Origin of the sequence: Pseudorhodoferax aquiterrae (assembly GCF_014652235.1) — a bacterium.
Classification (GTDB): Bacteria; Pseudomonadota; Gammaproteobacteria; order Burkholderiales; family Burkholderiaceae_C; genus Pseudorhodoferax; species Pseudorhodoferax aquiterrae.
This window is the reverse complement of record NZ_BMYK01000039.1, coordinates 1-25846: the sequence shown is the minus strand read 5'-3', so window position 1 is coordinate 25846 and position 25846 is coordinate 1. Positions and strand designations below refer to the sequence as shown.

The following is a 25846-nucleotide window of genomic DNA, read 5'->3' as shown; positions in this document are numbered from 1 at the left end:
ATGTGCAAAAAAAGCGGCGCCCCGATGGCGCCGCGTTCACGAACGGGAGGGAATATGCCTCAGAAGCGCGCTGCCGCGCCTCGGGATTTGTACTACGACTTGGACTTGCCTGCGGCCGTGATCTGGCGCTGGCGGATCTCGCGCCACAGGTCGGCGTTCTTGATGCCCAGGGCATCGGGGTCGAAGATCGGGTCCTTGCCGGCCTTCTTCTGCGCCTCGTAGTCACGCAGACAGGCCAGGGCCGGCTTCTGCAGGATCAGGATGGCCACGATGTTGAGCCAGGCCATGATGCCCACGCCCAGGTCGCCGAGGTCCCAGGCGACGCCGGCGCTTCGGATGGCACCGTAGACCACGGCGACGATCAGCACGATTTTGAGCACGAAGCTCATCCAGGGCTTGTGCGCCTGCCGGTTGATGTAGCTGAGGTTGGTCTCGGCCATGTAGTAGTAAGCGATGATGGTCGTGAAGGCGAAGAACATCAGCGCCAGTGCGACGAAACTCGCACCGAAGCCGGGCATCACCGACTCGACGGCGGCCTGCGTATAGCCCGGGCCGGCGGCCATGCCGGGAAGTTTGTCGACGAGCATGGCGCCGTCAGGGGCCTTGACGTTGTACATGCCAGTGGACAGCACCATGAAGGCCGTGGCCGAGCAGACGAACAGCGTGTCGATGTAGACGGAGAACGCCTGCACATAGCCCTGCTTGGCCGGGTGCGAGACTTCGGCGGCTGCCGCGGGGTGGGGGCCCGTGCCCTGGCCGGCCTCGTTGGAGTACACGCCGCGCTTGACGCCCCATTCCACCGCCAGGCCCAGCACGGCGCCGAAGCCGGCTTCCAGGCCGAAGGCGCTCTTGAAGATCAGCGCGACCATCGAAGGGATCTGGTCGGCATTGATGGTCACGATGACCAGCGCGATCAGGATGTAGCCCAGCGCCATGAAGGGCACGACCACCTCGGCGAATGCCGCGATGCGCTTGACGCCGCCGAAGATGATGAAGCCCAGCGCGATGGCCAGCACCCCAGCCGTGACGGCCGGTGCCACGCCCCACGCGTTGTCCACGCTCGAGGCGATGCTGTTGGCCTGCACGCCCGGCAGCAGCAGGCCTGTGGCGATCACCGTGGCGACGGCGAAGATCCAGGCGTACCACTTCTGGCCCATGGCCTTCTCGATGTAGTAGGCCGGGCCGCCACGGTACTGGCCGGATTCGTCCTTCTCCTTGTAGATCTGTCCCAGCGTCGATTCGACATAGGCTGTGGAGGCGCCGAGGAAGGCGACCATCCACATCCAGAACACCGCGCCAGGGCCGCCGAAGGTGATGGCGGTGGCCACGCCGGCGATGTTGCCAGTGCCCACGCGGCCTGACAGCGACATGGCCAAGGCCTGGAAAGAAGAGACGCCGGCCGGCGACTTCTCGCCCTTGAACATGAGCCGGATCATTTCCTTGAAGCCGCGCACTTGCATGAAGCGTGTGCGGATCGAGAAGTACAAGCCAACGCCCAGGCACAGGTAGATGAGTGCCTTGCTCCAGACGTAGCCGTTCAAGGTGCTGACGATTTCTGTCATGACATGCAGTTTTGATTGCGGAGGCCTGGACCTTAGCAATTCAAGTGCCAGAACGGTATACGCGTTTGCACCGGTTTGGTGTGCTGCGCGATGCTGTGCACCGCGCAGGCCGGGCTCACATGCCCGCGTAGTTCGGCCCGCCGCCGCCTTCGGGCGTGACCCAGACGATGTTCTGCGTCGGGTCCTTGATGTCGCAGGTCTTGCAGTGCACGCAGTTCTGCGCGTTGATCTGCAACCGGTCCTTCTGCGTGCCCTCGTCCTTCACGAACTCGTAGACCCCGGCCGGGCAGTAGCGCGCCTCGGGCCCGGCGTACTTGGCCAGGTTCACGTTGACCGGCACGCTGGCGTCCTTGAGCGTGAGGTGGGCCGGCTGGTGCTCGTTGTGGTTGGTGTTGCTGATGAACACGCTGGACAGCCGGTCGAAGGTCAGCTTGCCATCGGGCTTGGGGTAGACGATGGGCTTGCATTCGGCCGCCGGCTTGAGCATGGCGTGGTCGGGCTGGGTGCGGTGCAGTGTCCAGGGCATCTTGCCCTTGAGCACGAACTGCTCGAAGCCGTTCATGACCGTGGCCACGGTGAGGCCCTTCTTGAACCAGTTCTTGAAGTTGCGGTCCTTGTTGAGCTCGGTGTAGAGCCAGCTCTTCTCGAAGGCCTCGGGGTAGGCCGTCAGTTCGTCGTGCTGGCGGCCGGCCTGCACGGCATCGTAGGCGGCCTCGGCCGCCAGCATGCCGGTCTTGATCGCGGCGTGGCTGCCCTTGATGCGGCCCACGTTGAGGTAGCCGGCCTCGCAGCCGATCAGCGCGCCGCCCGGGAACACGGTCTTGGGCAGGGACAGCAGGCCGCTGGCGTTGATGGCGCGCGCGCCGTAGGCCAGGCGCTTGCCGTGCTTGATGCCCTTGGACTCGTCGCCCTCCAGGTACCAGCGGATGTTCGGGTGCGTCTTCCAGCGCTGCATCTCCTCGAACGGGCTCAGGTAGGGGTTGCTGTAGCCCAGGCCCGTGATGAAGCCCAGCGCGACCTGGTTGTTGTCCAGGTGGTAGAGGAAGGCGCCGCCATAGGTGTTGTTGTCCAGCGGCCAGCCGGCGCTGTGCAGCACCAGGCCGGGCTGGTGGCGGGCCGGGTCGATCTCCCAGAGTTCCTTGACGCCCAGGCCGAAGCTCGGCGGGTCGCGGCCTTCGTCGAGCTTGTAGCGCGCGATGAGCTGGCGGCCCAGGTGGCCGCGCGCGCCTTCGGCGAACACCGTGTACTTGGCGTGCAACTCCATGCCGAGCTGGAACTCGTCGGTGGGCTGGCCGTCCTTGCCCACGCCCAGGTTGCCGGTGGCCACGCCCTTGACGGAGCCATCGTCGTTGTAGAGCACTTCGGCCGCGGCGAAGCCCGGGAAGATCTCCACGCCCAGGGCCTCGGCCTGCTCGCCCAGCCACTTGACCACGAAGCCCAGGCGCACGATGTAGTTGCCGTGGTTCTGGAAGCACTCGGGCAGCAGGAAGTTGGGCGTGCGCACGCCGCCCCGCTCGGACAGGAACATGAAGGCGTCGTCGGTGACGGGCTGGGTCAGCGGCGCACCTTTTTCCTTCCAGTCGGGGATCAGCTCGGTCAGCGCCTTGGGATCCATGATGGCGCCCGACAGGATATGGGCACCGGGCTCGGAACCCTTCTCGAGCACGACGACGGAAATGTCGTTGCCCTTTTCCGCGGCCAGCTGCTTCAGGCGGATCGCCGTGGCCAGGCCGCCGGGGCCGCCGCCGACGACGACCACGTCGTACTCCATGGCCTCGCGCGGACCGTACTGGGCCAGGATCTCTTCGTTCGTCATGTGGGACTGTCTCGTTCGTGGATGGGGGGAGCCCGGTGCGCGCAGGCAGGCGGGCCGGGCGCGCGCGGGATAACCCGGGGATTCTATGCATTGGTGACTGCGTGCCCGCTCACCTGCGCGACAGTCACAATGCAGGGCATCCCAGCAGTGCATCACAAGAGGCATCCATGGCATACAGCATCGATCTGTCGGGCCGCGTGGCCCTGGTCACCGGGGCGTCGAGCGGGCTCGGCATGCAGTTCGCGCAGGTGCTGGCCCGCGCCGGCGCGGCCGTGGTGCTGGCCAGCCGGCGCCTGGAGCGGCTCAAGCAGCTGCGTGCGCGCATCGAGGGCGAGGGCGGCGATGCGCACGTGGTCGCACTGGACGTGACCGACCTGCATTCCATCCGGGCGGCCGTGGCGCACGCCGAAACCGAGGTCGGCTCCATCGACATCCTGGTCAACAACTCCGGCGTCAGCACCATGCAGCGGCTGCAGGACGTGCAGGAGGAGGACTACGACGAGATGTTCGACACCAACGTCAAGGGCGCCTTCTTCGTGGCGCAGGAGGTCGGCAAGCGCATGCTGGCCAGGGCGCGCGGCGCGGCGCCGGGCAGCTTCACGGGCGGGCGCATCGTCAACGTGGCCTCCATGGCGGGCATCAAGGCCATGCCGCAGATCGGCGTGTACAGCATGACCAAGGCAGCCGTGGTGCACATGACGCGGGCCATGGCGCAGGAGTGGGGCCGCTTCGGCATCAACGTGAACGCGCTGTGCCCGGGCTACATCGACACCGAGCTCAACCACGCGCACTGGCAGACCGAGCAGGGCAGAAAGCTGGTGCAGGCGCTGCCGCGCAAGCGCGTGGGCAAGCCCGAGGACCTGGACGCGCTGATCGTGCTGCTGGCCAGCGACCAGAGCCATTTCGTGAACGGTGCCGTGATCGCGGCCGACGACGGATTCGCCGCATGAAGATCGCCATCCCCGAACGCAAGAAGCTGGTCTACGAGACGCGCATCGCGATGCGCTGGGGCGACATGGACGCCATGGGCCACCTCAACAACGCCAACTACTTCCGCTACATCGAGACCGCGCGCGTGGACTGGTTCCAGTCGCTGGGCTGCATGGCCAATGGCCGCGGCGCGGGGCCCCTGATCGTCAACGCCTTTTGCAACTTCTACGCGCAGCTGCAGTACCCGGGCGAGGTGCTCGTCAAGCTCTATGCCAGCGACCCGGGCCGTACCACCTTCGAGAGCTGGGCGACGCTGGCGCGGGGCGACGCGCCCGAGGTGGTCTGCGCCGAAGGCGGTGGCACCACCATGTGGGTGGACTACGAGGTGGGCAGGGCGACGGCGCTGCCGGACTGGATGCGCGCGCTCGTCGCCGCGTGAGCTAGTTCTTGGCCTTGGGCACGCGGCCCATCAGGTAGAACTCGTCGTTCGGCAGCATGCCGGAGAAGCTGGCCATGCGGTTGGACAGGCCGAAGAAGGCCGTGATGGCGGCGATGTCCCAGGCGTCCTCGTCGCTGAAGCCATGCGCGGCCAGCGCGGCGAAATCGGCGTCGTCGATCTCGTGCGAACGCTCGCAGACCTTCATCGCGAAGTCGAGCATGGCGCGTTGGCGCGGTGGGATGTCGGCCTTGCGCCAGTTCACGGCCACCTGGTCGGCCACCAGCGGCTTTTTCTCGTAGATGCGCAGCAGCGCGCCGTGCGCGACCACGCAGTACAGGCACCGGTTGGCCGCGCTGGTGGCGGTGACGATCATCTCGCGGTCGCCCTTGGTCAAGGGGCTGCTGCGGCCCACGCTCTCGGGGTCCATCAAGGCGTCGTGGTAGGCGAAGAAGGCGCGCCACTCGGCCGGCCGGCGCGCCAGCGCGAGGAACACGTTGGGGATGAAACCGGCCTTCTCCTGCACTGCGAGGATCTTGGCGCGCAGGTCGTCGGGCAGGGTGTTCAGGTCGGGCAGCGGGTAGCGCGGGGGCATGGCGGGTCTCCTGGGGCGTCGTTGGAATCGAGCCCGGTTGTACCACCCGCGGAGCGCTTCAGCCCGGCAACGGCGGCGCTGGCGCCGCACCGCTGTCGAGCACGGCCAGGTCGCTCTCGTCCTTGAGCTCCACGCCGCTGAGCCCGCGGCGCAACGACTCGCGCAACAGCCAGGCCAGCCTGAAGGCCGCTGCGCCATAGGACAGCCCCTGGGGCCGCACGTTGGAGATGCAGTTGCGCTGGGCGTCGTGGCGCCCACGGCGCGGGCCATGCGTGAGATAGATGCCCAGGCTGTCGGGTGAGGACAGGCCCGGCCGCTCGCCGATCAGGATGGCGGCCAGGCGTGCCCCGCAGGCCTCGCCGATCTCGTCGGCGAGCGCGACGCGTGCCTGCGTGGCGATGACCACGGGCGCCAGCCGCAGCCCGGCCGGCAGCAGTGGGCGCAGGGCGCCGAGCAAGGGCACGGCATGGCGCGCCACGGCCAGCGAGGACAGGCCGTCGCCGACCACGAGGCACAGGTCGCAGCCGGCGCCGGCTTCGGCGCGCAGGCGCTGCGCATCGTCCGCAGCCAGCTGGCGGCCCAGGTCGGGCCGGCGCAGGTAGGTGGCGCGGTCGCTGGCGCTGCTGCGCACGCTGCGGGTCTCCCAGCCCTCGGCCTGCAAGGCGCCGGACAGGGCTGCGGTGTCGAGCGCCGCGTGGATGGCGTCGCGCGCCATGGCATGGGCCCAGCCGAAGCGCAAGGTTTCGTCCGTGGGCATGCCCTGGCCGGCGCGGCCCAGCGCCAGGCGTGCGGGCGTGGCGGCGCGCCAGTTGCGCCAGGGGTCGTCGGTCACGCCGATGGGTGCATTCATGCCTGCGCCTCCAGCGCCGCAAGGCCGCCCATGCCCTGCAGCAGGCGCTCGGCGGCGCCGGGCAGGAGCCGCCCGTCGCCATCGGCCAGCTGCATGCGCGCGAGCCAGGCCTCGAACTCGGGCGCGCGCTTCAGGCCCATGGTCTCGCGCACGAACAGCGCATCGTGGAACGAGGTGCTCTGGTAGTTCAGCATGACGTCGTCCGCGCCCGGCACACCGATCACGAAGTTCACGCCGGCGGCGGCCAGCAGCACGAGCAGCGTGTCCATGTCGTCCTGGTCGGCCTCGGCATGGTTGGTGTAGCAGACGTCCACGCCCAGCGGCAGGCCCAGCAGCTTGCCGCAGAAGTGGTCTTCCAGGCCGGCGCGGATGATCTGCTTGCCGTCGTACAGGTACTCCGGACCGATGAAGCCGACCACGGTGTTGACCAGCAGCGGCCGGTAGCGGCGCGCGAGCGCGTAGGCGCGCGCCTCGCAGGTCTGCTGGTCCACGCCATGGTGGGCGCCGGCCGACAGCGCGCTGCCCTGGCCGGTCTCGAAGTACATGACGTTGTCCCCTAGCGTGCCGCGGCCCAGCGCGCGCGCGGCGGCGCAGGCCTCGTCCAGCAGTTCGGGCGTGACGCCGAAAGACAGGTTGGCCTTCTCGGTGCCGGCGATGGACTGGAACACGAGATCGACCGGCGCGCCGGCCTCCATGAGCCGCAACGTGTTGGTCACGTGCGTGAGCACGCAGCTCTGCGTGGGGATCTGGAAGCGCGCGATGACCTCGTCCAGCAGGTGCAGCAGGCGGCCCAGCACCGGCAGGCTGTCGGAGGCCGGGTTCAGGCCGATCACGGCGTCGCCGGCGCCGTAGAGCAGGCCGTCCAGCGTGGACGCCGCGACGCCGCGCAGGTCGTCCGTGGGGTGGTTGGGTTGCAGCCGCACGGCCAGCCGGCCCGGCAGGCCGATGGTGTCGCGAAAGCGCGTGACGACGTGGCACTTGCGCGCCACGGCGATCAGGTCCTGGTTGCGCATGAGCTTGGAGACCGCGGCCACCATCTCGGGCGTGAGGCCGGGGGCCAGCGCGGCCAGGGTCGCGCCGTCGGCGGCGTCGGACAGCAGCCAGTTGCGCAGTTCCCCCACCGTCAGCGCGGCGACCGGGGCGAATGCGGCGGCGTCGTGGGTGTCGAGGATCAGACGCGTGATGTTGTCGTCCTCATAGGGCACCAGCGCCTCGTTCAGGAACTGCGTGAGCGGCGTGTCGGCCAGCACGTGGCGCGCGGCCATGCGCTGCTGGGCCGTGGCCGCGCCGATGCCGGCCAGGTAGTCGCCCGAGCGCGCGGGGCTGGCGCAGGCCAGCACCTGGCGCAGGTCGTCGAAGGCGAAGACCTGGTCGGCGAGGGTGGTGCGGTAGCGCATCGTCAGGTGTTCCCGGACAGCAGCGTATCGTGCCCCGCCTTGGCGCGCTGGTCGGCCGTCAGCCGGAAGTAGGCGTAGGCCAACACCATCAGCACGGCGAACAGCACCGTGAGCAAGGTGTTGAACCAGACCATGGCGCCCAGGCAGACCAGCCCCAGCACGAGGGCGATGGCCGGGAACACCGGGTAGAACGGCGCGCGGTAGGGCCGGTGCAGGTTCGGCTCGCTGGCGCGCAGCTTGAACAGTGCGGCCATGGACACGAGGTACATGACGATGGCGCCCAGCACAGCCATGGTGACGATGTTGGCCGTCAGCGTCTGGCCGCCGAAGCTGATCCACTCGTCGCTGAAGATGGCGGCCACCCCGACCACGCCTCCGGCCAGCAGCGCGCGGTGCGGCGTGTCGAAGCGCGGGCTCAGCGCGGCGAAGTAGCGCGGCAGGTAGCCCGCGCGGGCCAGCGCGAAGATCTGGCGCGAGTAGCCCATGATGATGCCGTGGAAGGAGGCGATCAGCCCGAACAGCCCGATCCACACCATCATGTGCAGCCAGCCGCTGGAGGCGCCGACCACGGCCTTCATGGCCTGCGGCAGCGGGTCGTTGATGTTGGCCAACTGGCGCCAGTCGCCCACGCCGCCCGCGAACACCATCACGCCGAAGGCCAGCACCACCAGCGTGACGATGCCCGTGGTGTAGGCCAGGGGAATGGTGCGGTGCGGGTCGCGCGCCTCCTCGGCCGCCATGGCCGCGCCCTCGATGGCCAGGAAGAACCAGATCGCGAACGGGATCGAGGCGAAGATGCCCGCGACGGCCTTGCCGCCCAGCACGCTGCCGCCGGCCCAGCCGTTGGCGACGAAGTTGGCCATGGACCAGCCCGGTGCGACCACGCCCATGAACACCAGCAGCTCGAAGATGGCCAGCAGGGTCACGAACAGCTCGAAGGTGGCGGCGATGCTGACGCCCACCCAGTTCAGCGCGATGAAGACCACGTAGGCACCCAGCGCGATCATCTTGGGGTCGACGCCCGGAAACTGCACGTTGAGGTAGGCGCCGATGGCCAGCGCGATGGCCGGCGGCGCGAACACGAACTCCACCAGCGTGGCGAAGCCCGCGATGAAGCCACCGGTGGGGCCGAACGCGCGCCGCGCATAGGCAAAGGGCCCACCGGCATGCGGGATGGCCGTGGACAGTTCGGTGAAGCTGAAGATGAAGGTGGTGTACATGGCTGCCACCAGCACGGTGGCGACCAGGAAGCCCAGCGTGCCGGCCGTGTTCCAGCCGTAGCTCCAGCCGAAGTACTCGCCGGAGATGACCAGGCCGACGGCGATGCCCCAGAGCTGCAGCGGTCCCAGGACCTTTTTGAGATGGCCCGTGGCGGGGGCGGATACGGCGGAGGAGGGAAGGGCACTCATCGCAATGGGGCTCGCGCGGAGCAGTGAAGGCAATGCGCCGATTGCAACCGCGCCCCCGCGCCGCGGCTATCCGTTTTCGGAAAATCCGCTGTCGGTCGGCCACGGCGCGGCGCTGGCGTGGCATCCGTCTTGCATGTAGGCTGCATGGATTGCCTGGGAGAAGCGCGGATGCAGCCAAGCCGACCCGCCATGGATGCCACCTACTGCGTCCGCCACAGCGCCGACGTGGACGAGCACGCCGGCCACCTGTCCTCCTGGCGCCAGGAGTACGACCAGCTGTCGTGCGGTCACTTCACCGGAACGGTGCGCGAGCTCTGGTTGCATGCGCCGCGCCTGCAGGTGTTCCACGAGTTCACGGACCAGCAGACCAGCCAGCGTTGCCGGCCCTGGCCGGGCTCCGTCTGGTTCGGCATTCCCGATGGGCTGGGCGAAGGCCTGGTGCATTTCTGCGGCCGGCTGCAGCCCGGCGAGCGGCCGCGCACCCTGATGGCCGCGCGGGCGGATGCCGGCTTCGTGCTGCGCACGCCGCAGCGCTTCGGCATCTACGGCGTGGTGCTGGACGAAGACTGGCTGGCCGCGCGCAGCGATGCGCTGGGGCTGGAACCGCTGCTGCAGGGGAGGGCCGAGGTCTGTGCGGCCACGCTGTCGCCGCACCGGCACGTGGCGCTGTGCCAGACCATCGAGTCCATGCTGGCGCTGGGCGCCAGCGACGAGGCGGCGCAGCCCTGGGGCCTGCGCGCCATGCACATCCTGGGCGGGCAACTGATGCAACTGCTGGCCCGGTGCGGCGACGACGCCGCCTTGCAAGGCCCGCCGGCCAGCGCGCAGCGGCGGCTGGCCCAGGTCATGGCCGCGCGCGACATGGCGGCCGACCCGTTCAACCACCTGCTGTCGGTGGAGGACCTGTGCGCGCGGCTGCACCTGACGCCGCGCACGCTGCACAACCACTTCCTCGGCAGCGTGGGCGTCCCGCCGGCGGAGTTCCTGCGCTCGGTGCGGCTCAATGCCTGCCGGCGCCGGCTGCGCGGCACGTGCGCCGAGCAACTGCATGTGCAGGACGTGGCGGCGCAATGGGGCTTCTTCCACATGGGCCGCTTCGCGCAGGCCTACAAGGAGCTGTTCGGCGAGCTGCCCTCGCAGACGCTGCGGCTGTCGCGCCAGGCCGCGCCGCTCAGCGCGTGACGAGCCGATGCACCAGTTCGGCCGTAGAGCCGGCGCCGTACTTGCGCATCACGCGTGCGCGGTAGATCTCCACCGTGCGGTGGCTGATGCCCAGCACGCGGCCGATCTCCTTGGCCGTGAGGCCCTGCATGACCTGGGCCGCGATCTCGCGCTCGCGCGGTGTCAGGCTGGCATGCACGCTGCGGCGCGCGCTCAAGTCCTCGAAGCTCCAGATGCCGGCCGCGTGCGGCGCCGTGCGGTCGAAGGCGCGGCCCGTCACATGGCACCAGAAGGGCTCGCCCTTGAAGCGGCCGTCCACGCGCCGCATGATGCGGTCGTCGGCGTACAAGCCCTTGGCGTTCATGATGGGCGTGATGCGCTCACCGGTGCGCTCGTACTCGTCGGCGCTGGGATAGAGCACGCGGAAGGACTGGCCCACGAGCTGCTCGCGCGCAGCGCCGAACATCTCGCACAGGTGGCGGTTGCAGTCCACAATCTGGCGCTCGCGCGACACCACGAGCCCGATGGGGGCCAGATCGAAGGCCAACCGGTAGTCGATGTCCATCGGGATTCCCTGTAGGAAAAACTACGTATCTGGCTACGTAGTATCGTCTGCCCATCCGAATCCCAAGGAGGCTCCCGTGAACAAAATCTATCCTTCCGCCGACGCGGCGCTGAAGGGCATCGTGAAGGACGGCCAGCTGCTGGCCGTGGGCGGTTTCGGCCTGTGCGGCATCCCCGAGGCGCTGATCGATGCGCTCAAGGACTCCGGCGTGAAGAACCTGACCGTGATCTCCAACAACGCCGGTGTCGACGGCTTCGGCCTGGGCAAGCTGCTGGAGACGCGCCAGATCAAGAAGATGATCGCCAGCTACGTGGGCGAGAACAAGGAGTTCGAGCGCCAGTACCTGGCGGGCGAGCTGGAGCTGGAGTTCACGCCGCAGGGCACGCTGGCCGAGAAGCTGCGCGCTGGCGGCGCCGGCATCCCGGCCTTCTTCACCAAGACCGGTGTCGGCACCCAAGTGGCCGAGGGCAAGGAGCTGCGCGAGTTCGACGGCGAGACCTATGTGATGGAACGCGCGCTGGTGCCCGAGGTCGCGCTGGTCAAGGCCTATGCGGCCGACAAGTCGGGCAACCTGCAGTTCCGCCGCACGGCGCGCAACTTCAACCCCGCCGCCGCGATGGCCGGCAAGATCTGCGTGGTCGAGGTCGAGAAGATCGTCGAGACCGGTGAGATGGACCCGGACGCCGTGCACTTGCCCGGCATCTACGTGCACCGCATCGTGCTGAACGCCACGCCCGAAAAGCGCATCGAGAAGCGCACCGTGCGCGCCGCCGCACCCGTCGACGTGGCCGCCGCCAAGGTCGAGGCCCAGGCCGTGATCGCCCAGGCCGCTGCCAGCGATGCACCTGTCAAGAACGAAAGCAAAGGAGCCTGACATGCCGTGGACCCAAGACCAGATGGCCGCGCGCGCGGCGCAGGAGCTGGAAGACGGCTTCTACGTGAACCTGGGCATCGGCATCCCGACCCTGGTGGCCAACTTCGTGCCGGCCGACAAGGAAGTCTGGCTGCAGAGCGAGAACGGCATGATGGGCATCGGCCCGTTCCCGACCGAGGACGAGGTCGACGCCGACCTGATCAACGCCGGCAAGCAGACCGTGACCACGCTGCCGGGCACCTCGATCTTCGGCAGCCACGAGAGCTTCGCGATGATCCGCGGCGGCAAGATCAACCTGTCCATCCTGGGTGCGATGCAGGTCAGCGAACGCGGTGACCTGGCCAACTGGATGATCCCGGGCAAGATGGTCAAGGGCATGGGCGGCGCCATGGACCTGGTGGCCGGCGTCAAGCGCGTGATCGTCCTGATGGAGCATGTCGCGAAGAAGAAGGACGGCACCGAGGACCTCAAGATCCTGCCCAAGTGCACCTTGCCGCTGACCGGCGTGGGCGTGGTCGACCGCATCATCACCGACCTGGCCGTCATGGACGTGACGCCCGAGGGCCTGAAGGTCGTGGAGATGGCGCCTGGGGTCACGCGCGAGTCGCTGCAGGCCAAGACCGGCGTCAAGCTCATCTGAACTTGTTCACCGAGGCGATCGCCGCCTTCGCGCCGCGTCTGCCGCTGGCCGTGGCCTACAGCGGCGGCGCCGATTCCTCGGCCCTGTTGCGCGCCTGCGCGGCGCGCTGGCCCGGCCAGGTGCATGCCGTGCATGTGCACCATGGTCTGCAGGCCGCGGCCGACGGTTTCGAAGCCCATTGCCGCAGCACCTGCGCTGCGCTCGGCGTGCCGCTGGTGGTCGCCCACGTGCAGGCGCGCCACGCACGCGGGCAGAGTCCCGAAGACGCGGCCCGCCGTGCGCGCTACGCGGCCATCGCCGAGGTCGCGCTGCGCGAATGGGGCGACGGCGGCCCGCGCGATGTGGCGCTGGCCCAGCATGCCGACGACCAGGTCGAGACCATCGTGCTGGCGCTGTCGCGCGGCGCCGGCCTGCCAGGCCTGGCGGCCATGCCGGCGCAGTGGGAGCAGGGCGGCCTGCGCTTTCACCGGCCGCTGCTGCAGGTGCCGGGCGCGGCCCTGCGGGCCTGGCTGGCCGCGCAGGGCGCGGCCTGGATCGAAGACCCGAGCAATGCCGACACGGCTTACCTGCGCAACCGCATCCGCGCCGAGTTGCTGCCCGTGCTGGAGCGGCTGTTTCCGGCCTTTCGCAGCACCTTCGCGCGCAGCGCCGCCCACGCGGCCGAAGCCCAGCAACTGCTGCGTGGCCTGGCCGATCAGGACCTGCAGGCGACCGGCATCCCGCCCGCCATTGCGGCCTTGCAGGCCCTGCCGCGCGCCCGCCAGGCCAATGCACTGCGCCACTGGCTGGCAGAAGCCCACGGCACGGCGCCCAGTGCCGTGCAGCTGGCCGAACTGCTGGACCAGATCGATGCCTGCCGCACGCGCGGCCACCGCCTGCACCTCAAGGTAGGAGCCGGTTTCGTGCGGCGCAGCGGCGCGTTGCTCGGTTGGTACAATCCCGCGCTTTCGAGTTGACACACCGCAGGAGCGTCGCCGGCCGACAGCCGAGCCCGGGCAAGCCGCTACCTGCCACTATCCATGGCACTCATCGTTCATAAATACGGCGGCACGTCGATGGGCTCGACCGAGCGCATCCGCAACGTTGCCAAGCGCGTGGCCAAGTGGGCCCGCGCCGGTCACCAGATGGTGGTGGTCCCCAGCGCCATGAGCGGGGAGACCAACCGCCTGCTGGGCCTGGCCAAGGAGCTGGCCCCGTCCAAGACCAGCGCCGCCTACAACCGCGAACTCGACATGCTGGCCGCCACGGGCGAGCAGGCCTCATCGGCGCTGCTGGCGATCGCGCTGCAGGCCGAGGGCATGGAGTCGGTCAGCTACGCTGGCTGGCAGGTGCCGATCCGTACCAACAGCGCCTACACCAAGGCCCGCATCGAATCCATCGAGGACGAGCGCGTGCGCGCCGACCTCAAGGCCGGCAAGGTCGTCATCGTGACGGGCTTCCAGGGCGTGGACGAGGACGACAACATCACCACGCTGGGCCGCGGCGGCAGCGACACCTCGGCGGTGGCCGTGGCCGCAGCGCTGAAGGCGTCCGAGTGCCTGATCTACACCGACGTGGACGGTGTCTACACCACCGACCCGCGCGTCGTGCCGGAAGCCCGCCGCCTGCAGACCGTCAGCTTCGAGGAGATGCTGGAGATGGCCTCCATGGGCTCCAAGGTGCTGCAGATCCGCTCCGTGGAATTCGCCGGCAAGTACAAGGTGCCGCTGCGCGTGCTGTCCAGCTTCACGCCCTGGGACATCGACCTGGACGAGGAAGCCAAGTCGGGCACGCTGATCACTTTCGAGGAAGACGAGCAAATGGAACAAGCCATCGTGTCGGGCATCGCGTTCAACCGCGACGAAGCCAAGATCTCCATCCTGGGTGTGCCGGACAAGCCGGGCATCGCCTACCAGATCCTGGGTGCCGTGGCCGACGCCAACATCGAGGTCGACGTCATCATCCAGAACGTCAGCAAGGACGGCCGGACCGATTTCAGCTTCACCGTCCACCGCAACGATTACGCCAAGACGATCGATCTGCTCAAAGAAAAGGTCCTGCCCGGCCTGGGTGCGCAGGAGGTCGTGGGCGACGCCAAGATCTGCAAGGTCAGCATCGTCGGCATCGGCATGCGCAGCCATGTGGGCGTGGCCAGCAAGATGTTCCGCTGCCTGTCGGAAGAGGGCATCAACATCCAGATGATCTCCACCAGCGAGATCAAGACCTCGGTCGTGCTGGACGAGAAGTACATGGAACTCGCGGTGCGCGCACTGCACCGTGTTTTCGATCTGGATCAGCCGGCTGCGGCCTGATTCGCCTCAAATCCGTGCCATAATGCGCGGGTTTTCCAGGAAACGTGACCGAGTGGCCGAAGGTGCTCCCCTGCTAAGGGAGTATGGGGTGTAGAGCCTCATCGAGGGTTCGAATCCCTCCGTTTCCGCCAAACAGCAAGCAAAGACGGGCCTTCGGGCCCGTTTTTCATTTCTACCCACCATTGCACCCACCAGTTGCGAAACCCTCTTTTCCGGCCTGCTTCGGCCCACGGAACAGCAGGGCGGTGGCCTGCTCCAGCTGATAGGCGTGGTCCTGAATCAGCAAAGCGAAGTCCTCGACGTAGCCAAACTCCGGCCCGCTCGGACCGGTGTCGATCAGGTGGGGCATGATGGCCGCGAGGCTGGCCAGCATCGACGTGCGCTCGAGCACGTACTTCTCCAGCTGGTCCCGGGTGTCAAAGACAACCGCCCCGGGTGCATCGCGCAGGATCTTCGCGAACGGCACGTGTTGAGCGGCCTTCATGCTGCACCTGCCTTGCCGAAGTCGGCGCCGTAGATCCAGTCTTCGAAACCGCCCTTGCACTCGCCATTAAGGGCGGTGTCCGCGGCCGCAGCGATCATCTCGGCCAGCGCCTCGCAGGCATGGAGCCGGTACTCGTGCTGGATGTTCTCGACCTCTTGAGTCATCTGCATCAGCAGGTGGCTCAGCGTGTCGGCCTTGGCGGTGATGTACCGCAGGGCCTGGCGGGTCTGCTCGGGGCTGTAGACGGCGCGCGGCGCCTTTCCTGCGCCTTGCGGATGCGTGGGTGCCCCTCCCGGGGCGACAATGCGGGTAGCCATGATGTGCGGTCCTCCAAGACGGTGCACGTTGTGGTGAGAGCCCGCGTTGGATTGCCGTCCTTCGCGGGCTCGCCTTTTTTGCCTCAGATCCCGATGCCGTGATGCCGGCTTCGGCCGCCCTGAGGCGCGGCGGTCATTCCTTCGGTTCGGGCTCCTTGTCGATCTTCTGGCGCACCCAGGGCGCGCCACCCAGGCGCTTGAGCTTGTCCCGCTGAGCGGTGCTCATCTTCACAGGGAACGAGACGGTAGGTGCATCAGCGTCGAGCGGCTTCCGCCCGCTGCCTGTGCGTGAGCCGCCGTGAGGTTTCTTTGCTTCCATGTTGATATGGTACATCCATTCTCAAGATTGTGGAAGCTTGGATGACGACCGTGATGCTGTGCCTTGTGTTTTTCAGAAAGGCTCTGGGTAGGCACTGCCAAAACTGACAGTGTTGCGCTTCGTGCGAACGGTCCTACACTGCGTCCGCGACCTTCTTTGTGCCTTGGTCGCCCCTGTCGCCTGAGTGCACCTCTTCGCCACCCGGGGGACCTCATGGCCGAGTTCTCATCCATCTTCCAAGCGTTCAATGCCAGCGTCGCTGCACGTCAAAACGCTGAAGCAGTCCTGGCCAAGGAGACCGCAGGCCTTGCCGGCGTTGCCAAGGCAGACACTATCGCGCGCGTGAGAGAGGCTCGGCGGCGCGAGCAGTACTGCCTCAAGGCAATGCTCTACGAATCGGAGGCGCTTGACGCTGAAGCGCTCCGTGCGAGGCGATCGGTGCCCGACGGCGAAAGGCTGCTAGACGCGCAGTCCTAGCGCATAGGTGGCTACCCGGCTAATCCGGCTAACCTGGCTACCGTGGCTAAGCGAGGCCGCAAACAAAGCGAACAAACCTCCAGTCTCGGGGACACGGGGGCGGCGCCCAGGCTGACAAACCACGCACGGCGCCCTTCGCACACTGGCCAGCATGGACGAGCTGATCAAGCAATGGGAGGAGGCCGCACGGCACGCAAGCGAGTTGACCGCGAAGGCACACGCCTTGTTGATCGCCGGCAAGGACGTTCCTAGAGATCTTCTCGACGAGCTCGCTTCGGCAGAGGCCGCACTACGTAGCCGGCTGCTGGGCGAACCACCAGCCGACTGATGCGGAAGACTGGCCAGCTGCCTAGGCCCAGGTGCTGCCCGGAAGGGCTATTTCGCACAGCGCGATTCCGCGTTCTGCTTCCAGATCAAGGGCTTGCATGCGTCGGGTGCTGCTGCTCGGCTCGGGTCCAGTGGCGGCTTCGGTCCACAAACTTGATGGAGTCTGTGAAGGAGGGCCTGCAACAAAAAGCTACGATGCCGTCCACACAATTGGCGCGCGGATGTGCCGACGTGCTCAGCTCAAAAAGGCGATGTCGAAATTTACGAAGGACGCGGCGATGCTGGTCATGGAGCGCCCCAAAAACCTTCTAGGTGCGCCTAGTTGGACAGTGCGCCAAAACCATGCTGGGAGCAAAATTCTCGTTGCTCAGTTCGTCGATGAAGAGGGGATTACGATTCCGGGCTTGTCGATGCTGTTGGAGGTGCGGGCCCCTGCAGTCGTTGATTCATGCCTCTTCCTTTTTTCCCTCATGCAACGCGGCACGCCCCACGAGCCGCGCCTGTACCAACTGGAAGTGTGCCCTGTGAACAAGCCTAGTCATCGTGGTCCTGAGGGCTTCTTATATGGACCGCATGAACATGTTGGCGACGAGACGGCCTCGCTGGCAGGAATGGCCGGCCTAGGAATGGACTGTTCCAACTGGGATTTCGCTCTGACTTGGTTCCTGATGCGAACGAAGGTGAGCAACAATGGTCCTTATACCGTTCCGCAGCCATGATCGATTGCAGTTGGGCTAGTCGCCTTTCACAATATGAATGCAGCCCCGTCAGGGATCTGCACGGTAGCGCTGCGCTTCAAATCGGGACGCCTTTCACCACGCTCGGCGACTCACCGATCGTTCTGTACCTCGCGGAACAGCAACCCGATAAAGTGTTGATCTCGGACAACGGGGACATGCTGTCACACCTTGCTGGCTGCGGCGTTGATTTGTCTCACGGCAACCGGTTCAACAAGCTTCGCGACCTTGTCAAACCCTTTGGCCTGACGCTGACGACTCGCGGCGATTTTTCGGCGCTCGCATCGCAGAGCGAGGCGCCTTACCACTTTGCACAAGCGGTAAGCGGCCTACTTGCTGTGTCATCGTGGGCAAGCGCCACTTTGAATGAGCGACCGGAGCCGCACGACTTGGCAGCGGAGGCCGAGCCTTTCATCTTGGCACGCGATCCAGGAGCTATCCTCATTCGGAGGAGATCGGTGCTGGGCGCCTCCAACTCGATGCATGAGTTCGCGTTCCAACACGGAAGTGACTTGATCGATGTGATCCCACCGAAGCCTGCGCGCACCGGGGCGTCATTGCGCAAGGCTGGTGATGTTCAGAATGGTCCTGCCGGTCTTGACCTTTTTCCACTGATCATCGTGGACGATCGAGCAGAGCCGGATAAGGCAAATCACGAGATCGCGATCCTGACGTCGCTCACGAGGGCGATGCCGATGACTCGGCTTATCGAGAACGCTCGGCCGCACTAGCACGGCCGGCCCCCCGGTTGCTCCGCCTCCATCTGCTCAATGCGCTTGTGCAGGTCGGCGATGTGCTTGGCCAGCACGCCCAGCGCCATGCCGGCGCTGAAGGCCGACAGCGCTGGGCCAGGCGGCCCGCCCTCGGCCGCGTGGAGGGCCAGGGCCAGCTCCAGGGCGATCTCCTCATCGATCTTCACGGCGTCACCTCCGTGGTGCGCATCGCGGCGCCGCCTTCAGTGACATCCTCCAGCAGTCGCTGCGAGGCCTCCGCGGCGCGTGCGTTGCGAAGCTGGAGGGTGGCCAGGCTGTCGCCCAGATGTCGCAGGTCTTCTCGCATGCGCCGCATCTCGTCCTGCAGCCCCTGCACGTCGCCCAGCATGCCCGCCGACTGGCTGGCGGTGTAGATGCGCGCGGGCGGCATGTAGGCCAGCTCGGGGCCTTGCTCGCCGACCATCGCCCATCCGCCGCTGTGCGCGCCACCGGCAGCGAAGGCCGGGACCGTGGTGCCTTGCGATGCCGCGATGGCCTTGGTGGTCTCCATGAGGCTGGCCGCGATCTGGGCCTGGAAGATCTTCAGGTCCACCGCGCTGCTGGCGGTCTTCTCGGCCAGCTCCAGCACCGTGCGGCTGAGTTCGGGCAGCGAGGATGCCGCCTCCTGATCGCCGGCCCGGGCCTGGGCGGTGGCCACCGCGAAGGCGCTCTGAGCGTAGGCCAGTCCCTCGGTGCCAGAGGTGGCCGCCTCGCCGCGAATGCGCTTGATCTCATCGACCAGGGTGTCCCCCACTGACTGCCAGGCCGCTTTTACGCGGTCCGCGGCGTCCTGCGCTGCCTTTGCTGCCGCGTCTGCGGTCTGCTTGTCCTGCAGTGCATAGATGGCCTGCTGGATCGCCCGGTTCTCGTCGGTGAGCAACGCCGCCAGCTCGCGGCTGCGGATCTCGGCCGTGTTGCCCTGCAGTTGAAGCAGCTGCATCTCCAGTTGCTGGCGTTGCTGCAGCACCGACTCGGCTTGCCGGGCAGCCTCTGCGGTCTTGTCAATGACCGGGGTCAGCTCGGCGAAGGCCCCCTGCAGGGCCAGGATGCCGGCGTACTGCTTCTGGCCGGCCTCGGTGCTGACGTTGATCCCTTCGGCCATGGCGCGGAAGGATGCGCGCGCCGCTTCTGCATCGCCGGCCACATCGGGCATCACCAGGCCCAGCGCAGTGAAGGCCGACGACACCCGGGCGATCGCCGCGGTGCGCTGCTCCTGCTCCGTGAAGTAGTTGGAGAAGTACCCCGTGATGTTCTGGTTCAGCGCCTCGATGCCACCGGCGGCGGCGGTCAGCCCGGCCGCGGTGTCGAATGCCACGTCCTTGAGGTTGGCGAAGGGCAGCTGGTTGAGCGTATCGCGGAGGGACTTCACGTAGTCGATCTGCGCCTGGATGCTGTTCAGCAGCTCAGTTGCCGCTTCGTCGGTCAGTTTCTCGGCATCGATGCCGGTCAGCTGGGCTTTGATGGCCTTGGGAAGATCGGTCGCCGCTTGCAGGGCCTGGATGGTCACCTGCAGCATGTCGGTCGCGAAGTTCTTCACCGCCTCTTCGGCATTCGGGCTGCGCGTGCTGGTCTTCTCGAACAGCGTGCCCCGATAGTTGTCTCCGGTGCCCGACTCGCCGAAGGTGATGCCGCCCGTCAGCGTTCCGCCCGAGTACACGCCGCCGCGTCCCTTGGTGGAGGTTTCCAGGCCCGCCTGGAAGCCTGTGAGAGCCATGCCCGAGCCAAGATCCTTGAGCAAGGTGTTGATACCCTGCGTGGTGCCGGTGATGAGCTTGCGCGCGGTCTCGCCCGCATAGTCGCCGCCGCTGGGGCCCTCCAGGAAGGCAATGGTTCCGCGCTCTGCGCTGACGGTGGTTCCGCGCCGGCCGTTGATGACCTCGTCACCCTCGAAGTTGACGCCGTACTGCCCGCCGTAGCGCTTCTCGCCCTTCCCGGCGAATGCCATGACAGCCAGGATGGCGGCGGCCGCGATCCAGCCGTAGGGGCCCATCCCGGCGAGTGCGCTCGTAGCGGGAGCGCTGCTTGCTGCTGCGCTGCCTACGCTGGTCAGAGCGGAAGCGGTGCCGGCGCTTCCGATGGCTACGCCCGTCCCCCCAGTTCCGAGCAGGGCGGTTCCGGTCCCTAGAACGCCACCGGAACTACCAAGCAGGGCCCCAGTGCCCAATGCAGTACCGGACCCAAGTGCACCACCGGCTAGCGCAGTCGTCGCCGTGCCCGCGAGGGCTGCCGAGCCCGCATAAAGGGCGGGCGCGGTGTAGAACGCAGCACCCAGGCTGCTGGTGACACCCGATGCCGCATTGGCCCCAGTGAACCAGCTGTAGGCCTTGGTGCCCATGTCGTACAGGGACTTGCCGTCCTTGATCATGCCCAGGATGCCGCCGCCGGTGCTGCTGCCCGTGCCCAGGACGCTGGAGATCGTGCCGCTGACCGGCTCCATGATGGCGCTGATCGTGGGCCGCAAGATCAGCGTCTTGAACATGTTCTCTGTGGTGTCGCGCAGGTTCTGCGCGAAGCCCTTGCCGTCCTCGAAGCCGCGCAGCAGGGCATCGGTCAGCGACTTGTTGATGTCGTCGGTGTAGCGCTGCCACTCCTCGGAAGCCTTCTTCGCGGCTTCGCCCGCGGCCTTGGCGGTCTCCTCGGCCTCTTCCTTCTCGGCGGTGCCGCGCTTGGCGGCTGCCAGGTCGCGCAGCGCCTTGGCTTCCTCGCGGTACAGCTTGGCGGCTTCCTTGTCGGCGACGGTGCTCTCCAGCATCGACGCGCGGCGCTCCTTGTCGGCTGCTGCCTCCTCCAACTTGGCAACCTCCAGGCCGGCCACCTCGGTGCGTGACAGGCCGATGGCGGCCGCCGCCTCGCGTTCGCGCTGGATCTGGTTGGCCAGGCCAGCGATGGAGTTTTGCCGCGCCTCGATCAGGTCGGCATAGGCCTTTGCTGCTTCACCAGCTTCGGCGGCTTCGGTCTGCGCGGTCTTCTGGATGCGCTCGATGTTGGCCAGCTGGTCCACCAGCTGCAGGGCGTTGGCCTTGCGCGCGCCGGTGAGCTCCTGCTCGACCTTGACCCGCAGGCGCTGGCTTTCGGTCAGCTTGGCGCCGCTGGCCAGCTCGGCCTGCTCGAGCGCGATCTTTTCCTTGATGCTCTCGATGAAGGTCTTATAGGCGTTCGCTGCGGCCTTGTTGTCGGTGTCGTCGGTGCGTGGCGCCGGCTTCGGGGCTGGCCTGTCCGGCTCCTGCGCTTTGGGCCGATTCGCTGCCACGTTGCGGGCGTTGAGGATGCGATCGACGGTCGCTTCCCACTCCTTGCGAGCGGCAATGGCGTCTTCCTTGACCGCCTGGCCGATCGCTTTGAAGCCGGAGATGTCCAGCGTGGCGAGGGCGACCACCTGCGCGGCCAGCGCCCCGATCTCCCGGCCCACGCCGGTCAAGGTGGACGCGACCGTCACCCCGACAACCGCGACAGTCTCCAGCACCACCGCGATGCCTTCCTGCACCGTCTTCATGGCGCCGGTGGCGCGGGTGTTCTCGTCCGTGGCGCTGTTCATGGCTGCCAAGATCGTGGTGAGATCCTTGACGGCGCCCGAGGCGAGCAGCACCGAGTCATAGATCAGACTGCCGGTGTTGTTGGTGTTGATCGTGCGGAACAGCTCGTCCCACGTGTCGCCCAGCTCGGAGATCGCACCGTCCAAGGTCTTGGCCCGGGTCTCCATGGCGCCGGCGAACTGGGTGTCGCCGATGGCCTGCAGGTACTTCGTGATCTCCTTGGCGTTGTTGCCGATGGTGGTGGTCACGCCCTGGAAGGTCAGCGACACCTGCGCACCTTCCTGCTTGGCCTTGATGCCGAACTCCTTGAGCCGCTCGAACTCGCCGGTCGAAGCGTCCGCGACGGCCTCGATCATCTGGTTCAGGCTCTTGCCCATGGCCGCCGAGGTGTTGCCGAAGCTCGTGAGCGCTGCGCGGGTGGGGTCCAGGCCCAACGACTTCATTTTGATGAAGCCTTCCGTTGCCTGGGCCAGGCCGAACGGGGTTTCGGAAGCGAAGTCCTTGAGCCATGCCAGCTCGCGTTCTGCCGCCGCGCTGCTGCCGGTGACGGTCACCAGGCTGGAGTTCAGTACGTCGATCTCACGCTGAACAGAGATCAGCTTGGCGGCGAAGGCGGTGAACGACACCGCTGCGAACACGCTGGCCAGCACCGGGCCCACCTTGGTGATCTCCGTCCGCCAGTTCGTGGTGGCTTCGGTGGCCTGGGCGGTCTTGGCGCGGGCGGCCTCCAGTTGGTCGAGCACCGGGCGCAAGGCTTGCGAGCTGATGCCGCGTTGGTTGGCCAGGCTCTCCCAGTACTGCCGGCTCTCGCGCGAGCCGGCCTGCATGGACGCGATCTGCCGCTGGATCTGCTGCTCAAGGCTGCGCGTGGCACGCTCGACGGTGCGGGCGGCGTTGTCACCGCCGCGGCCGACAGAGGACAGGCCCTCGCTGGCCCGCCGGCCCGCGCGTTCCGCGACATTGCCGAGGTCTTCGACGGCTCGCTTGCCACGGGCCATGCCCGATTCGACGCCGGACACATCCGCGCCGAGGACGATGTTGGAGTGAAGGTCAGTGCTTGCCATGGGTGGTGCCTTCTCGGTCTTGAACTAGGGGGTAATCAGCAAACCAAACGCACCGGTCGGAGCCCGGAAAGCCAGCATCCATGCGGGTTTGCGGGGCGTTTGATTCATTTGATTTGCTGCTGAATAAATTCATACGGGGGAAAAGTTCTGCGCGTGCGAGTACTGGGGGTGTCCAGATTCGCTGTCCCGCGCGTCTGAGGGCGCCCCCCACGGGTGTGCTGCGCGTGACGGGCTGATTTCCATATTTCGCGGGCCTGGAAATGCGGTGAACGGTGCGGCTTCCAGGTGGATCGGGTGCACGGTCATCGGCTCCCCCCGGTGCCATCGTCTGCAGGCTGCGGCAGCTCGCTCATCGCTGTGACCTTTTTTCTGGACGTTTAGGAAACGAGTGGGGACAGCGCGGTGGCCAGGGCAAAGGGGTACACGCCTGCACCTCCCCCCGCCTAGACAGGCCAGCCATCCAGCCCCACCTGCACCTTGACGGTGTGGCCCAGGTCCTTGGCGGTCTTGTCGCGATGGCATGCGTGGCACAGCACCTGCAGGTTGTGGTCTTCATCAGCGCCACCGTTCACGAGTGCCTTGATGTGGTCCAGCTGGAAGCCGTCGGGGTAGTCGGTCACGCGCTGGCATGCGGCGCAGGTGGGATCGAGTGCCCAGATGCGCAGACGACGGGCAGTGCCCTTGCGCCCGCGGAGCCGGCTGTCGTTGTTGTCGTGCTTCATCGCTGCGCCTCCAGCAGCTTCACGCCCTTGCGCGGTGCCTGGCTGGCCAGCGGCACACCACCGCGCAGCATGCGGAAGTTGGCTACCTTGATGCGGTGGATCAGCTCGGGCGACAGCGGGTCAGCCAGGCCGGCAGGGCCCATGCCCTTCACGGTATGGATCAACGCCTCGCTGTTCATCGGGATCGTGCAGAGGCTCAACTCATGCCAGGACCACTCGAGAAACTGGGCACCACCTCCGGCCAGGCTCTTGACCTTGCCGGGCAGCGGGCTGAACCCGACGGATACCGCGGCGATGAGGCCTTGCTCCAGGCTGTGGATCGCCTCGTCCACACGGTCCTTGAGCACACCAGGCGACTTGATGCGAGGGATGCGAGCGGTAAAGGGGATGCCGCGCGCCGTGGGTGCTGCGTACGTCACGTGGCCCACCGGCTTGTCATGGCGGTGGTGCAGCAGCAAGGGCAGCGGCAGCGAGAACTTGGCACCCGTGGGCACCACGATGTCGCCAACCTTGTCGGGCGTGGGAGTGGACGCGATGCCCTCGATGGTCACGGCATCCGACTGGTTGCTCAGCGACTTCAGGGCGACGATGGAGAAAGCGCGGTTCATCGGACATACCTCCAGGCAAGTGCAAACAGCTGCAGCTCGTGCAAGCTGTCGCTGTGCGCGACGATGCGCGGGCCACTGAGCAGCCGGAATCGGCCGTTGCGGGCATCGTGCTGGCGGACCAGCTGCAGGCCGACCCATTCAGCCAGTTGGCGCGTGTCCTCGAAGTCGGGATGTGTCGTGGTCATGGCGTGAGAGAAAAGGTGCTCGCCACCGGCTGTGCCGCGCGAGCTGTGGGCCTGGTGCCGATCGCGGCTGCCCACCGCCGGCAGACTGCCGGCCCCATGTGCCCGAACGCGGGCGGGTTCAGTGCAGGGAAAGACCACCGAATTGCCTTTCCACTGCGGCGACGTGTCCGGCGTCGATGTCGTCCAACATCTTTCGAACTGCTTCCAAGATGGGCAGGTCGTGAGCCTGGCGGATGACCATCCACGCAGCGAGCGTGAGGGGCCGGACGGTGGACAGGTCGGACGGGTCCATGTCAGATCGCCCGGCCACCGTTGAAGACGCGGGCGTCGTACCTGGTGTTCGCGCTGCCGCCGCCGACCGCGAATTGGTTGACCGTGCTGGCGGTGCCGCCGTTGAGGGTCGTGTGCTCATCGAAGGCGCCGCCGCCGTCCAGGATCAGGTTGCGCGGCATGCCACCGCCGCCGCCGTTCATGCCGTCGCGGCCGCGTGGGCCTTCGACATCGACCCACGGGCCCCAGACGCCGGGTTCCTGCTCGAATCGGATCTTGGTGCCGTCCCACTGATGGCCGGGCGTCCAGCCCACGACCTGGACTTCGTCGCTGTGGATCTGCACCGTGGCCAGCAGCTCCTTCTTCACCTCGCGCGCCTTGACCGCTGCGTGCCGGGCGGCTTCCTTCGCGGCCTCTGCTTTCGTCTGCTCGATGCGCCGGTCGAGCATCTTCGACAGCGACTTGCCGAGGTCCGCGATGCGACGATCGGTCTCGCCCTTGGCCTGCAGATCGCGGAGTTCTCTCAGATCCTCTTTGTTGCGGAGGTTGTCCTTGAGGTCGCCCAGGCTGTCGCGGATCATTCGCTCCACGACCTCGCGTTCCTTGCCGGTGTGCGATGCCAGCGCATTGCGGATGTACTGCGTGACGGCCTGGAAGACCGCGTCGGCCAGGACTTCGCTTTCGGACTGGCTCACAGCGTCACCCCCGTGATGCTGGCGGCGGCCGTGCGCCTGGCCAAAAAGTTCAGGTACAGCACCACCATCAAGACGGTCGAATCGGTCTGATAGCAGCTCATCGGCGTGACCGCCTTTTCTTCGCCCGGCAGCGAGTTCACATCAATCATCGCTTCCTGCGACACGACGAAAAGCGGCTGGTCTTCCGAGTAGCTGGCTTGTGCCGGATCTACGAGCGAGATGATGTTTGCAGGAGCACCAGCAGTGGTAAGCACTGGGAGCCCGGCTAACACGCCGCCGCCCAGGTGCAAGCCCGGGTAGATCAACTGGCCGCCGCTGCCGCGCATCAGGCTCATCTTCAGGGCGAGGGCCGGGTGCATGACCCACTGCGCGCCCTGCAGGCTGGAGCCGGCGGTGATGAGAGCTTGCGCAGCCGCCTTCAGGTCGTTGTCGATTGCGCTCGTCGTGGCACCGCTCGACGTGAGCACGACGCCGCCGGAACTCGGATGCGTGAGGCTTGCCGGCCGTTCGCCGGGTTCGCCTCCATTGGCGGGATCGATGAGCGCTCGGTCTGCTGCTTCACGGCATGCGGCGAGCAGATCGGCGAGGAGAGCCTTTTCAACGTCGAGCAGGTCAGAACGCACAATCTCATTCGATGAGACGGTCAGGGCGCCGACCTTCCGGCGTTCCAGGTTCTGAACATCGAAGCCGCCCGGGCTCATGGGCAGCGGCTTGCCCTCAGCAACCCAGTACCCGCGGAAGCCCGTATCGTGCGTCAACAGGTGCGTATTCCACGCCATCGCGGGCACCATTCCACGCTGATGGCGGGCAGCGTTCCACGTGATCGCGGG

28 protein-coding genes and 1 tRNA gene are annotated in these 25846 nt (G+C 67.0%); 12 read left to right on the top strand and 17 right to left on the bottom strand.

Features of this window, described 5'->3' with window-relative positions; translation table 11 throughout:
* Window positions 1-92 precede the first annotated feature (92 nt).
* Window positions 93-1562 (bottom strand): alanine/glycine:cation symporter family protein, encoded by a 1470-nt coding sequence (locus IE209_RS30835; protein WP_189690685.1) that lies wholly within the window; start codon window positions 1560-1562, stop codon window positions 93-95.
* 115 nt (window positions 1563-1677) lie between these two features.
* The gene (locus IE209_RS30830) at window positions 1678-3378 is read right to left on the bottom strand and encodes an electron transfer flavoprotein-ubiquinone oxidoreductase (RefSeq protein WP_189690684.1); all 1701 of its coding nucleotides are present in this window, start codon (window positions 3376-3378) and stop codon (window positions 1678-1680) included.
* A gap of 167 nt (window positions 3379-3545) precedes the next feature.
* Here IE209_RS30830 and IE209_RS30825 point away from each other — a divergent pair, with 167 nt between their 5' ends.
* Together IE209_RS30825 and IE209_RS30820 are read left to right on the top strand one after the other, a co-directional pair.
* A complete protein-coding gene (locus IE209_RS30825) occupies window positions 3546-4328 on the top strand; it encodes an SDR family oxidoreductase (RefSeq protein ID WP_189690683.1) in 783 nt (260 codons plus the stop codon).
* Window positions 4325-4747, top strand: a complete 423-nt coding sequence (locus IE209_RS30820; RefSeq protein WP_189690682.1) for an acyl-CoA thioesterase — start codon at window positions 4325-4327, stop codon at window positions 4745-4747. Before IE209_RS30825 ends, IE209_RS30820 begins: the two co-directional genes overlap by 4 nt.
* 1 nt (window position 4748) lies before the next feature.
* Here IE209_RS30820 and IE209_RS30815 read toward each other — a convergent pair whose 3' ends face one another.
* The 4 genes from IE209_RS30815 to eat are packed head-to-tail and all read right to left on the bottom strand — an operon-like array spanning window position 4749 to window position 8995.
* A complete protein-coding gene (locus IE209_RS30815) occupies window positions 4749-5339 on the bottom strand; it encodes a peroxidase-related enzyme (protein ID WP_189690681.1) in 591 nt (196 codons plus the stop codon).
* Window positions 5340-5397: 58 nt separating this feature from the next.
* Window positions 5398-6189 carry an ethanolamine ammonia-lyase subunit EutC gene (gene eutC / locus IE209_RS30810; protein ID WP_189690680.1) on the bottom strand — a complete coding sequence of 264 codons (792 nt, stop codon included), beginning with the start codon at window positions 6187-6189 and terminating at the stop codon, window positions 5398-5400.
* The gene (locus tag IE209_RS30805; protein ID WP_189690679.1) at window positions 6186-7586 is read right to left on the bottom strand and encodes an ethanolamine ammonia-lyase subunit EutB; all 1401 of its coding nucleotides are present in this window, start codon (window positions 7584-7586) and stop codon (window positions 6186-6188) included. Before IE209_RS30805 ends, eutC begins: the two co-directional genes overlap by 4 nt.
* Before the next feature lie 2 nt (window positions 7587-7588).
* A complete protein-coding gene (eat, locus tag IE209_RS30800; RefSeq protein WP_189690678.1) occupies window positions 7589-8995 on the bottom strand; it encodes an ethanolamine permease in 1407 nt (468 codons plus the stop codon).
* Between the two features lie 189 nt (window positions 8996-9184).
* On the opposite strand from eat, the gene IE209_RS34400 reads away from it, so the two are divergent.
* Window positions 9185-10177: a helix-turn-helix domain-containing protein gene (locus IE209_RS34400; protein WP_189690677.1), complete on the top strand. Its 993-nt coding sequence runs from the start codon at window positions 9185-9187 to the stop codon at window positions 10175-10177.
* Here IE209_RS34400 and IE209_RS30790 read toward each other — a convergent pair.
* Complete coding sequence (locus IE209_RS30790) at window positions 10167-10721, bottom strand: PAS and helix-turn-helix domain-containing protein (protein WP_189690676.1); 555 nt, start codon at window positions 10719-10721, stop codon at window positions 10167-10169. The genes IE209_RS34400 and IE209_RS30790 overlap by 11 nt on opposite strands.
* 76 nt (window positions 10722-10797) lie before the next feature.
* Here IE209_RS30790 and IE209_RS30785 point away from each other — a divergent pair, with 76 nt between their 5' ends.
* The 5 genes from IE209_RS30785 (at window position 10798) to IE209_RS30765 (ending at window position 14657) form a co-directional block, all read left to right on the top strand.
* Complete coding sequence (locus IE209_RS30785) at window positions 10798-11595, top strand: CoA transferase subunit A (protein WP_189690675.1); 798 nt, start codon at window positions 10798-10800, stop codon at window positions 11593-11595.
* Window position 11596: 1 nt separating this feature from the next.
* Window positions 11597-12235 (top strand): CoA transferase subunit B, encoded by a 639-nt coding sequence (locus tag IE209_RS30780; RefSeq protein WP_189690674.1) that lies wholly within the window; start codon window positions 11597-11599, stop codon window positions 12233-12235.
* A gap of 2 nt (window positions 12236-12237) precedes the next feature.
* Window positions 12238-13191, top strand: coding sequence for a tRNA lysidine(34) synthetase TilS (tilS, locus tag IE209_RS30775; RefSeq protein ID WP_229883146.1), 954 nt, complete (start codon window positions 12238-12240; stop codon window positions 13189-13191).
* Between the two features lie 63 nt (window positions 13192-13254).
* Window positions 13255-14526 (top strand): aspartate kinase, encoded by a 1272-nt coding sequence (locus IE209_RS30770; protein WP_145545758.1) that lies wholly within the window; start codon window positions 13255-13257, stop codon window positions 14524-14526.
* A 38-nt stretch (window positions 14527-14564) separates the two neighbouring features.
* Window positions 14565-14657, top strand: a tRNA-Ser gene (locus IE209_RS30765).
* A gap of 41 nt (window positions 14658-14698) precedes the next feature.
* Here IE209_RS30765 and IE209_RS30760 read toward each other — a convergent pair.
* Both IE209_RS30760 and IE209_RS30755 read right to left on the bottom strand, forming a co-directional pair.
* Entirely contained in the window at window positions 14699-15010 is a 312-nt protein-coding gene (locus IE209_RS30760; RefSeq protein WP_189690673.1) for a hypothetical protein, read from the bottom strand.
* Entirely contained in the window at window positions 15007-15327 is a 321-nt protein-coding gene (locus IE209_RS30755) for a hypothetical protein (protein WP_189690672.1), read from the bottom strand. Before IE209_RS30755 ends, IE209_RS30760 begins: the two co-directional genes overlap by 4 nt.
* Window positions 15328-15859: 532 nt before the next feature.
* Between IE209_RS30755 and IE209_RS30750 the strand changes: the two genes are divergently transcribed.
* The 4 genes from IE209_RS30750 (at window position 15860) to IE209_RS30735 (ending at window position 17918) form a co-directional block, all read left to right on the top strand.
* Window positions 15860-16123, top strand: a complete 264-nt coding sequence (locus tag IE209_RS30750; RefSeq protein WP_189690671.1) for a hypothetical protein — start codon at window positions 15860-15862, stop codon at window positions 16121-16123.
* 151 nt (window positions 16124-16274) lie between these two features.
* Window positions 16275-16451 carry a hypothetical protein gene (locus IE209_RS30745; RefSeq protein WP_189690670.1) on the top strand — a complete coding sequence of 59 codons (177 nt, stop codon included), beginning with the start codon at window positions 16275-16277 and terminating at the stop codon, window positions 16449-16451.
* A 97-nt stretch (window positions 16452-16548) separates the two neighbouring features.
* Window positions 16549-17169: a hypothetical protein gene (locus IE209_RS30740; protein WP_189690669.1), complete on the top strand. Its 621-nt coding sequence runs from the start codon at window positions 16549-16551 to the stop codon at window positions 17167-17169.
* The gene (locus tag IE209_RS30735) at window positions 17166-17918 is read left to right on the top strand and encodes a DUF1828 domain-containing protein (RefSeq protein WP_189690668.1); all 753 of its coding nucleotides are present in this window, start codon (window positions 17166-17168) and stop codon (window positions 17916-17918) included. Before IE209_RS30740 ends, IE209_RS30735 begins: the two co-directional genes overlap by 4 nt.
* On the opposite strand, the gene IE209_RS30730 is transcribed toward IE209_RS30735, so the two are convergent.
* The 8 genes from IE209_RS30730 to IE209_RS30695 form a co-directional block, all read right to left on the bottom strand.
* Window positions 17915-18106, bottom strand: coding sequence for a hypothetical protein (locus IE209_RS30730; RefSeq protein ID WP_189690667.1), 192 nt, complete (start codon window positions 18104-18106; stop codon window positions 17915-17917). The genes IE209_RS30735 and IE209_RS30730 overlap by 4 nt on opposite strands.
* Complete coding sequence (locus IE209_RS30725) at window positions 18103-22536, bottom strand: tape measure protein (protein ID WP_189690666.1); 4434 nt, start codon at window positions 22534-22536, stop codon at window positions 18103-18105. Before IE209_RS30725 ends, IE209_RS30730 begins: the two co-directional genes overlap by 4 nt.
* 443 nt (window positions 22537-22979) lie before the next feature.
* Complete coding sequence (locus IE209_RS30720; RefSeq protein ID WP_189690665.1) at window positions 22980-23258, bottom strand: HNH endonuclease; 279 nt, start codon at window positions 23256-23258, stop codon at window positions 22980-22982.
* The gene (locus IE209_RS30715) at window positions 23255-23866 is read right to left on the bottom strand and encodes an HK97 family phage prohead protease (RefSeq protein ID WP_189690664.1); all 612 of its coding nucleotides are present in this window, start codon (window positions 23864-23866) and stop codon (window positions 23255-23257) included. The genes IE209_RS30720 and IE209_RS30715 overlap by 4 nt, the downstream gene beginning before the upstream one ends.
* Window positions 23863-24051 carry a hypothetical protein gene (locus IE209_RS30710; RefSeq protein ID WP_189690663.1) on the bottom strand — a complete coding sequence of 63 codons (189 nt, stop codon included), beginning with the start codon at window positions 24049-24051 and terminating at the stop codon, window positions 23863-23865. Before IE209_RS30710 ends, IE209_RS30715 begins: the two co-directional genes overlap by 4 nt.
* Window positions 24052-24169: 118 nt before the next feature.
* Entirely contained in the window at window positions 24170-24343 is a 174-nt protein-coding gene (locus tag IE209_RS30705; RefSeq protein WP_189690662.1) for a hypothetical protein, read from the bottom strand.
* A gap of 1 nt (window position 24344) precedes the next feature.
* Window positions 24345-25016: a hypothetical protein gene (locus IE209_RS30700; protein WP_189690661.1), complete on the bottom strand. Its 672-nt coding sequence runs from the start codon at window positions 25014-25016 to the stop codon at window positions 24345-24347.
* A partial coding sequence (locus IE209_RS30695; protein ID WP_229883145.1) for a phage major capsid protein occupies window positions 25013-25846 on the bottom strand: 834 nt, incomplete at its 5' end. The genes IE209_RS30695 and IE209_RS30700, both read right to left, overlap by 4 nt.

Bases quoted from the DNA above. Each gene is read 5' to 3' on its own strand.
- IE209_RS30835 (WP_189690685.1), bottom strand. From the start codon at position 1,562: ATGACAGAAATCGTCAGCACCTTGAACGGCTACGTCTGGAGCAAGGCA.
- IE209_RS30830 (WP_189690684.1), bottom strand. From the start codon at position 3,378: ATGACGAACGAAGAGATCCTGGCCCAGTACGGTCCGCGCGAGGCCATG.
- IE209_RS30825 (WP_189690683.1), top strand. From the start codon at position 3,546: ATGGCATACAGCATCGATCTGTCGGGCCGCGTGGCCCTGGTCACCGGG.
- IE209_RS30820 (WP_189690682.1), top strand. From the start codon at position 4,325: ATGAAGATCGCCATCCCCGAACGCAAGAAGCTGGTCTACGAGACGCGC.
- IE209_RS30815 (WP_189690681.1), bottom strand. From the start codon at position 5,339: ATGCCCCCGCGCTACCCGCTGCCCGACCTGAACACCCTGCCCGACGAC.
- eutC (WP_189690680.1), bottom strand. From the start codon at position 6,189: ATGAATGCACCCATCGGCGTGACCGACGACCCCTGGCGCAACTGGCGC.
- IE209_RS30805 (WP_189690679.1), bottom strand. From the start codon at position 7,586: ATGCGCTACCGCACCACCCTCGCCGACCAGGTCTTCGCCTTCGACGAC.
- eat (WP_189690678.1), bottom strand. From the start codon at position 8,995: ATGAGTGCCCTTCCCTCCTCCGCCGTATCCGCCCCCGCCACGGGCCAT.
- IE209_RS34400 (WP_189690677.1), top strand. From the start codon at position 9,185: ATGGATGCCACCTACTGCGTCCGCCACAGCGCCGACGTGGACGAGCAC.
- IE209_RS30790 (WP_189690676.1), bottom strand. From the start codon at position 10,721: ATGGACATCGACTACCGGTTGGCCTTCGATCTGGCCCCCATCGGGCTC.
- IE209_RS30780 (WP_189690674.1), top strand. From the start codon at position 11,597: ATGCCGTGGACCCAAGACCAGATGGCCGCGCGCGCGGCGCAGGAGCTG.
- IE209_RS30770 (WP_145545758.1), top strand. From the start codon at position 13,255: ATGGCACTCATCGTTCATAAATACGGCGGCACGTCGATGGGCTCGACC.
- IE209_RS30760 (WP_189690673.1), bottom strand. From the start codon at position 15,010: ATGAAGGCCGCTCAACACGTGCCGTTCGCGAAGATCCTGCGCGATGCA.
- IE209_RS30755 (WP_189690672.1), bottom strand. From the start codon at position 15,327: ATGGCTACCCGCATTGTCGCCCCGGGAGGGGCACCCACGCATCCGCAA.
- IE209_RS30750 (WP_189690671.1), top strand. From the start codon at position 15,860: ATGGCCGAGTTCTCATCCATCTTCCAAGCGTTCAATGCCAGCGTCGCT.
- IE209_RS30745 (WP_189690670.1), top strand. From the start codon at position 16,275: ATGGACGAGCTGATCAAGCAATGGGAGGAGGCCGCACGGCACGCAAGC.
- IE209_RS30740 (WP_189690669.1), top strand. From the start codon at position 16,549: ATGCGTCGGGTGCTGCTGCTCGGCTCGGGTCCAGTGGCGGCTTCGGTC.
- IE209_RS30735 (WP_189690668.1), top strand. From the start codon at position 17,166: ATGATCGATTGCAGTTGGGCTAGTCGCCTTTCACAATATGAATGCAGC.
- IE209_RS30725 (WP_189690666.1), bottom strand. From the start codon at position 22,536: ATGGCAAGCACTGACCTTCACTCCAACATCGTCCTCGGCGCGGATGTG.
- IE209_RS30720 (WP_189690665.1), bottom strand. From the start codon at position 23,258: ATGAAGCACGACAACAACGACAGCCGGCTCCGCGGGCGCAAGGGCACT.
- IE209_RS30715 (WP_189690664.1), bottom strand. From the start codon at position 23,866: ATGAACCGCGCTTTCTCCATCGTCGCCCTGAAGTCGCTGAGCAACCAG.
- IE209_RS30710 (WP_189690663.1), bottom strand. From the start codon at position 24,051: ATGACCACGACACATCCCGACTTCGAGGACACGCGCCAACTGGCTGAA.
- IE209_RS30705 (WP_189690662.1), bottom strand. From the start codon at position 24,343: ATGGACCCGTCCGACCTGTCCACCGTCCGGCCCCTCACGCTCGCTGCG.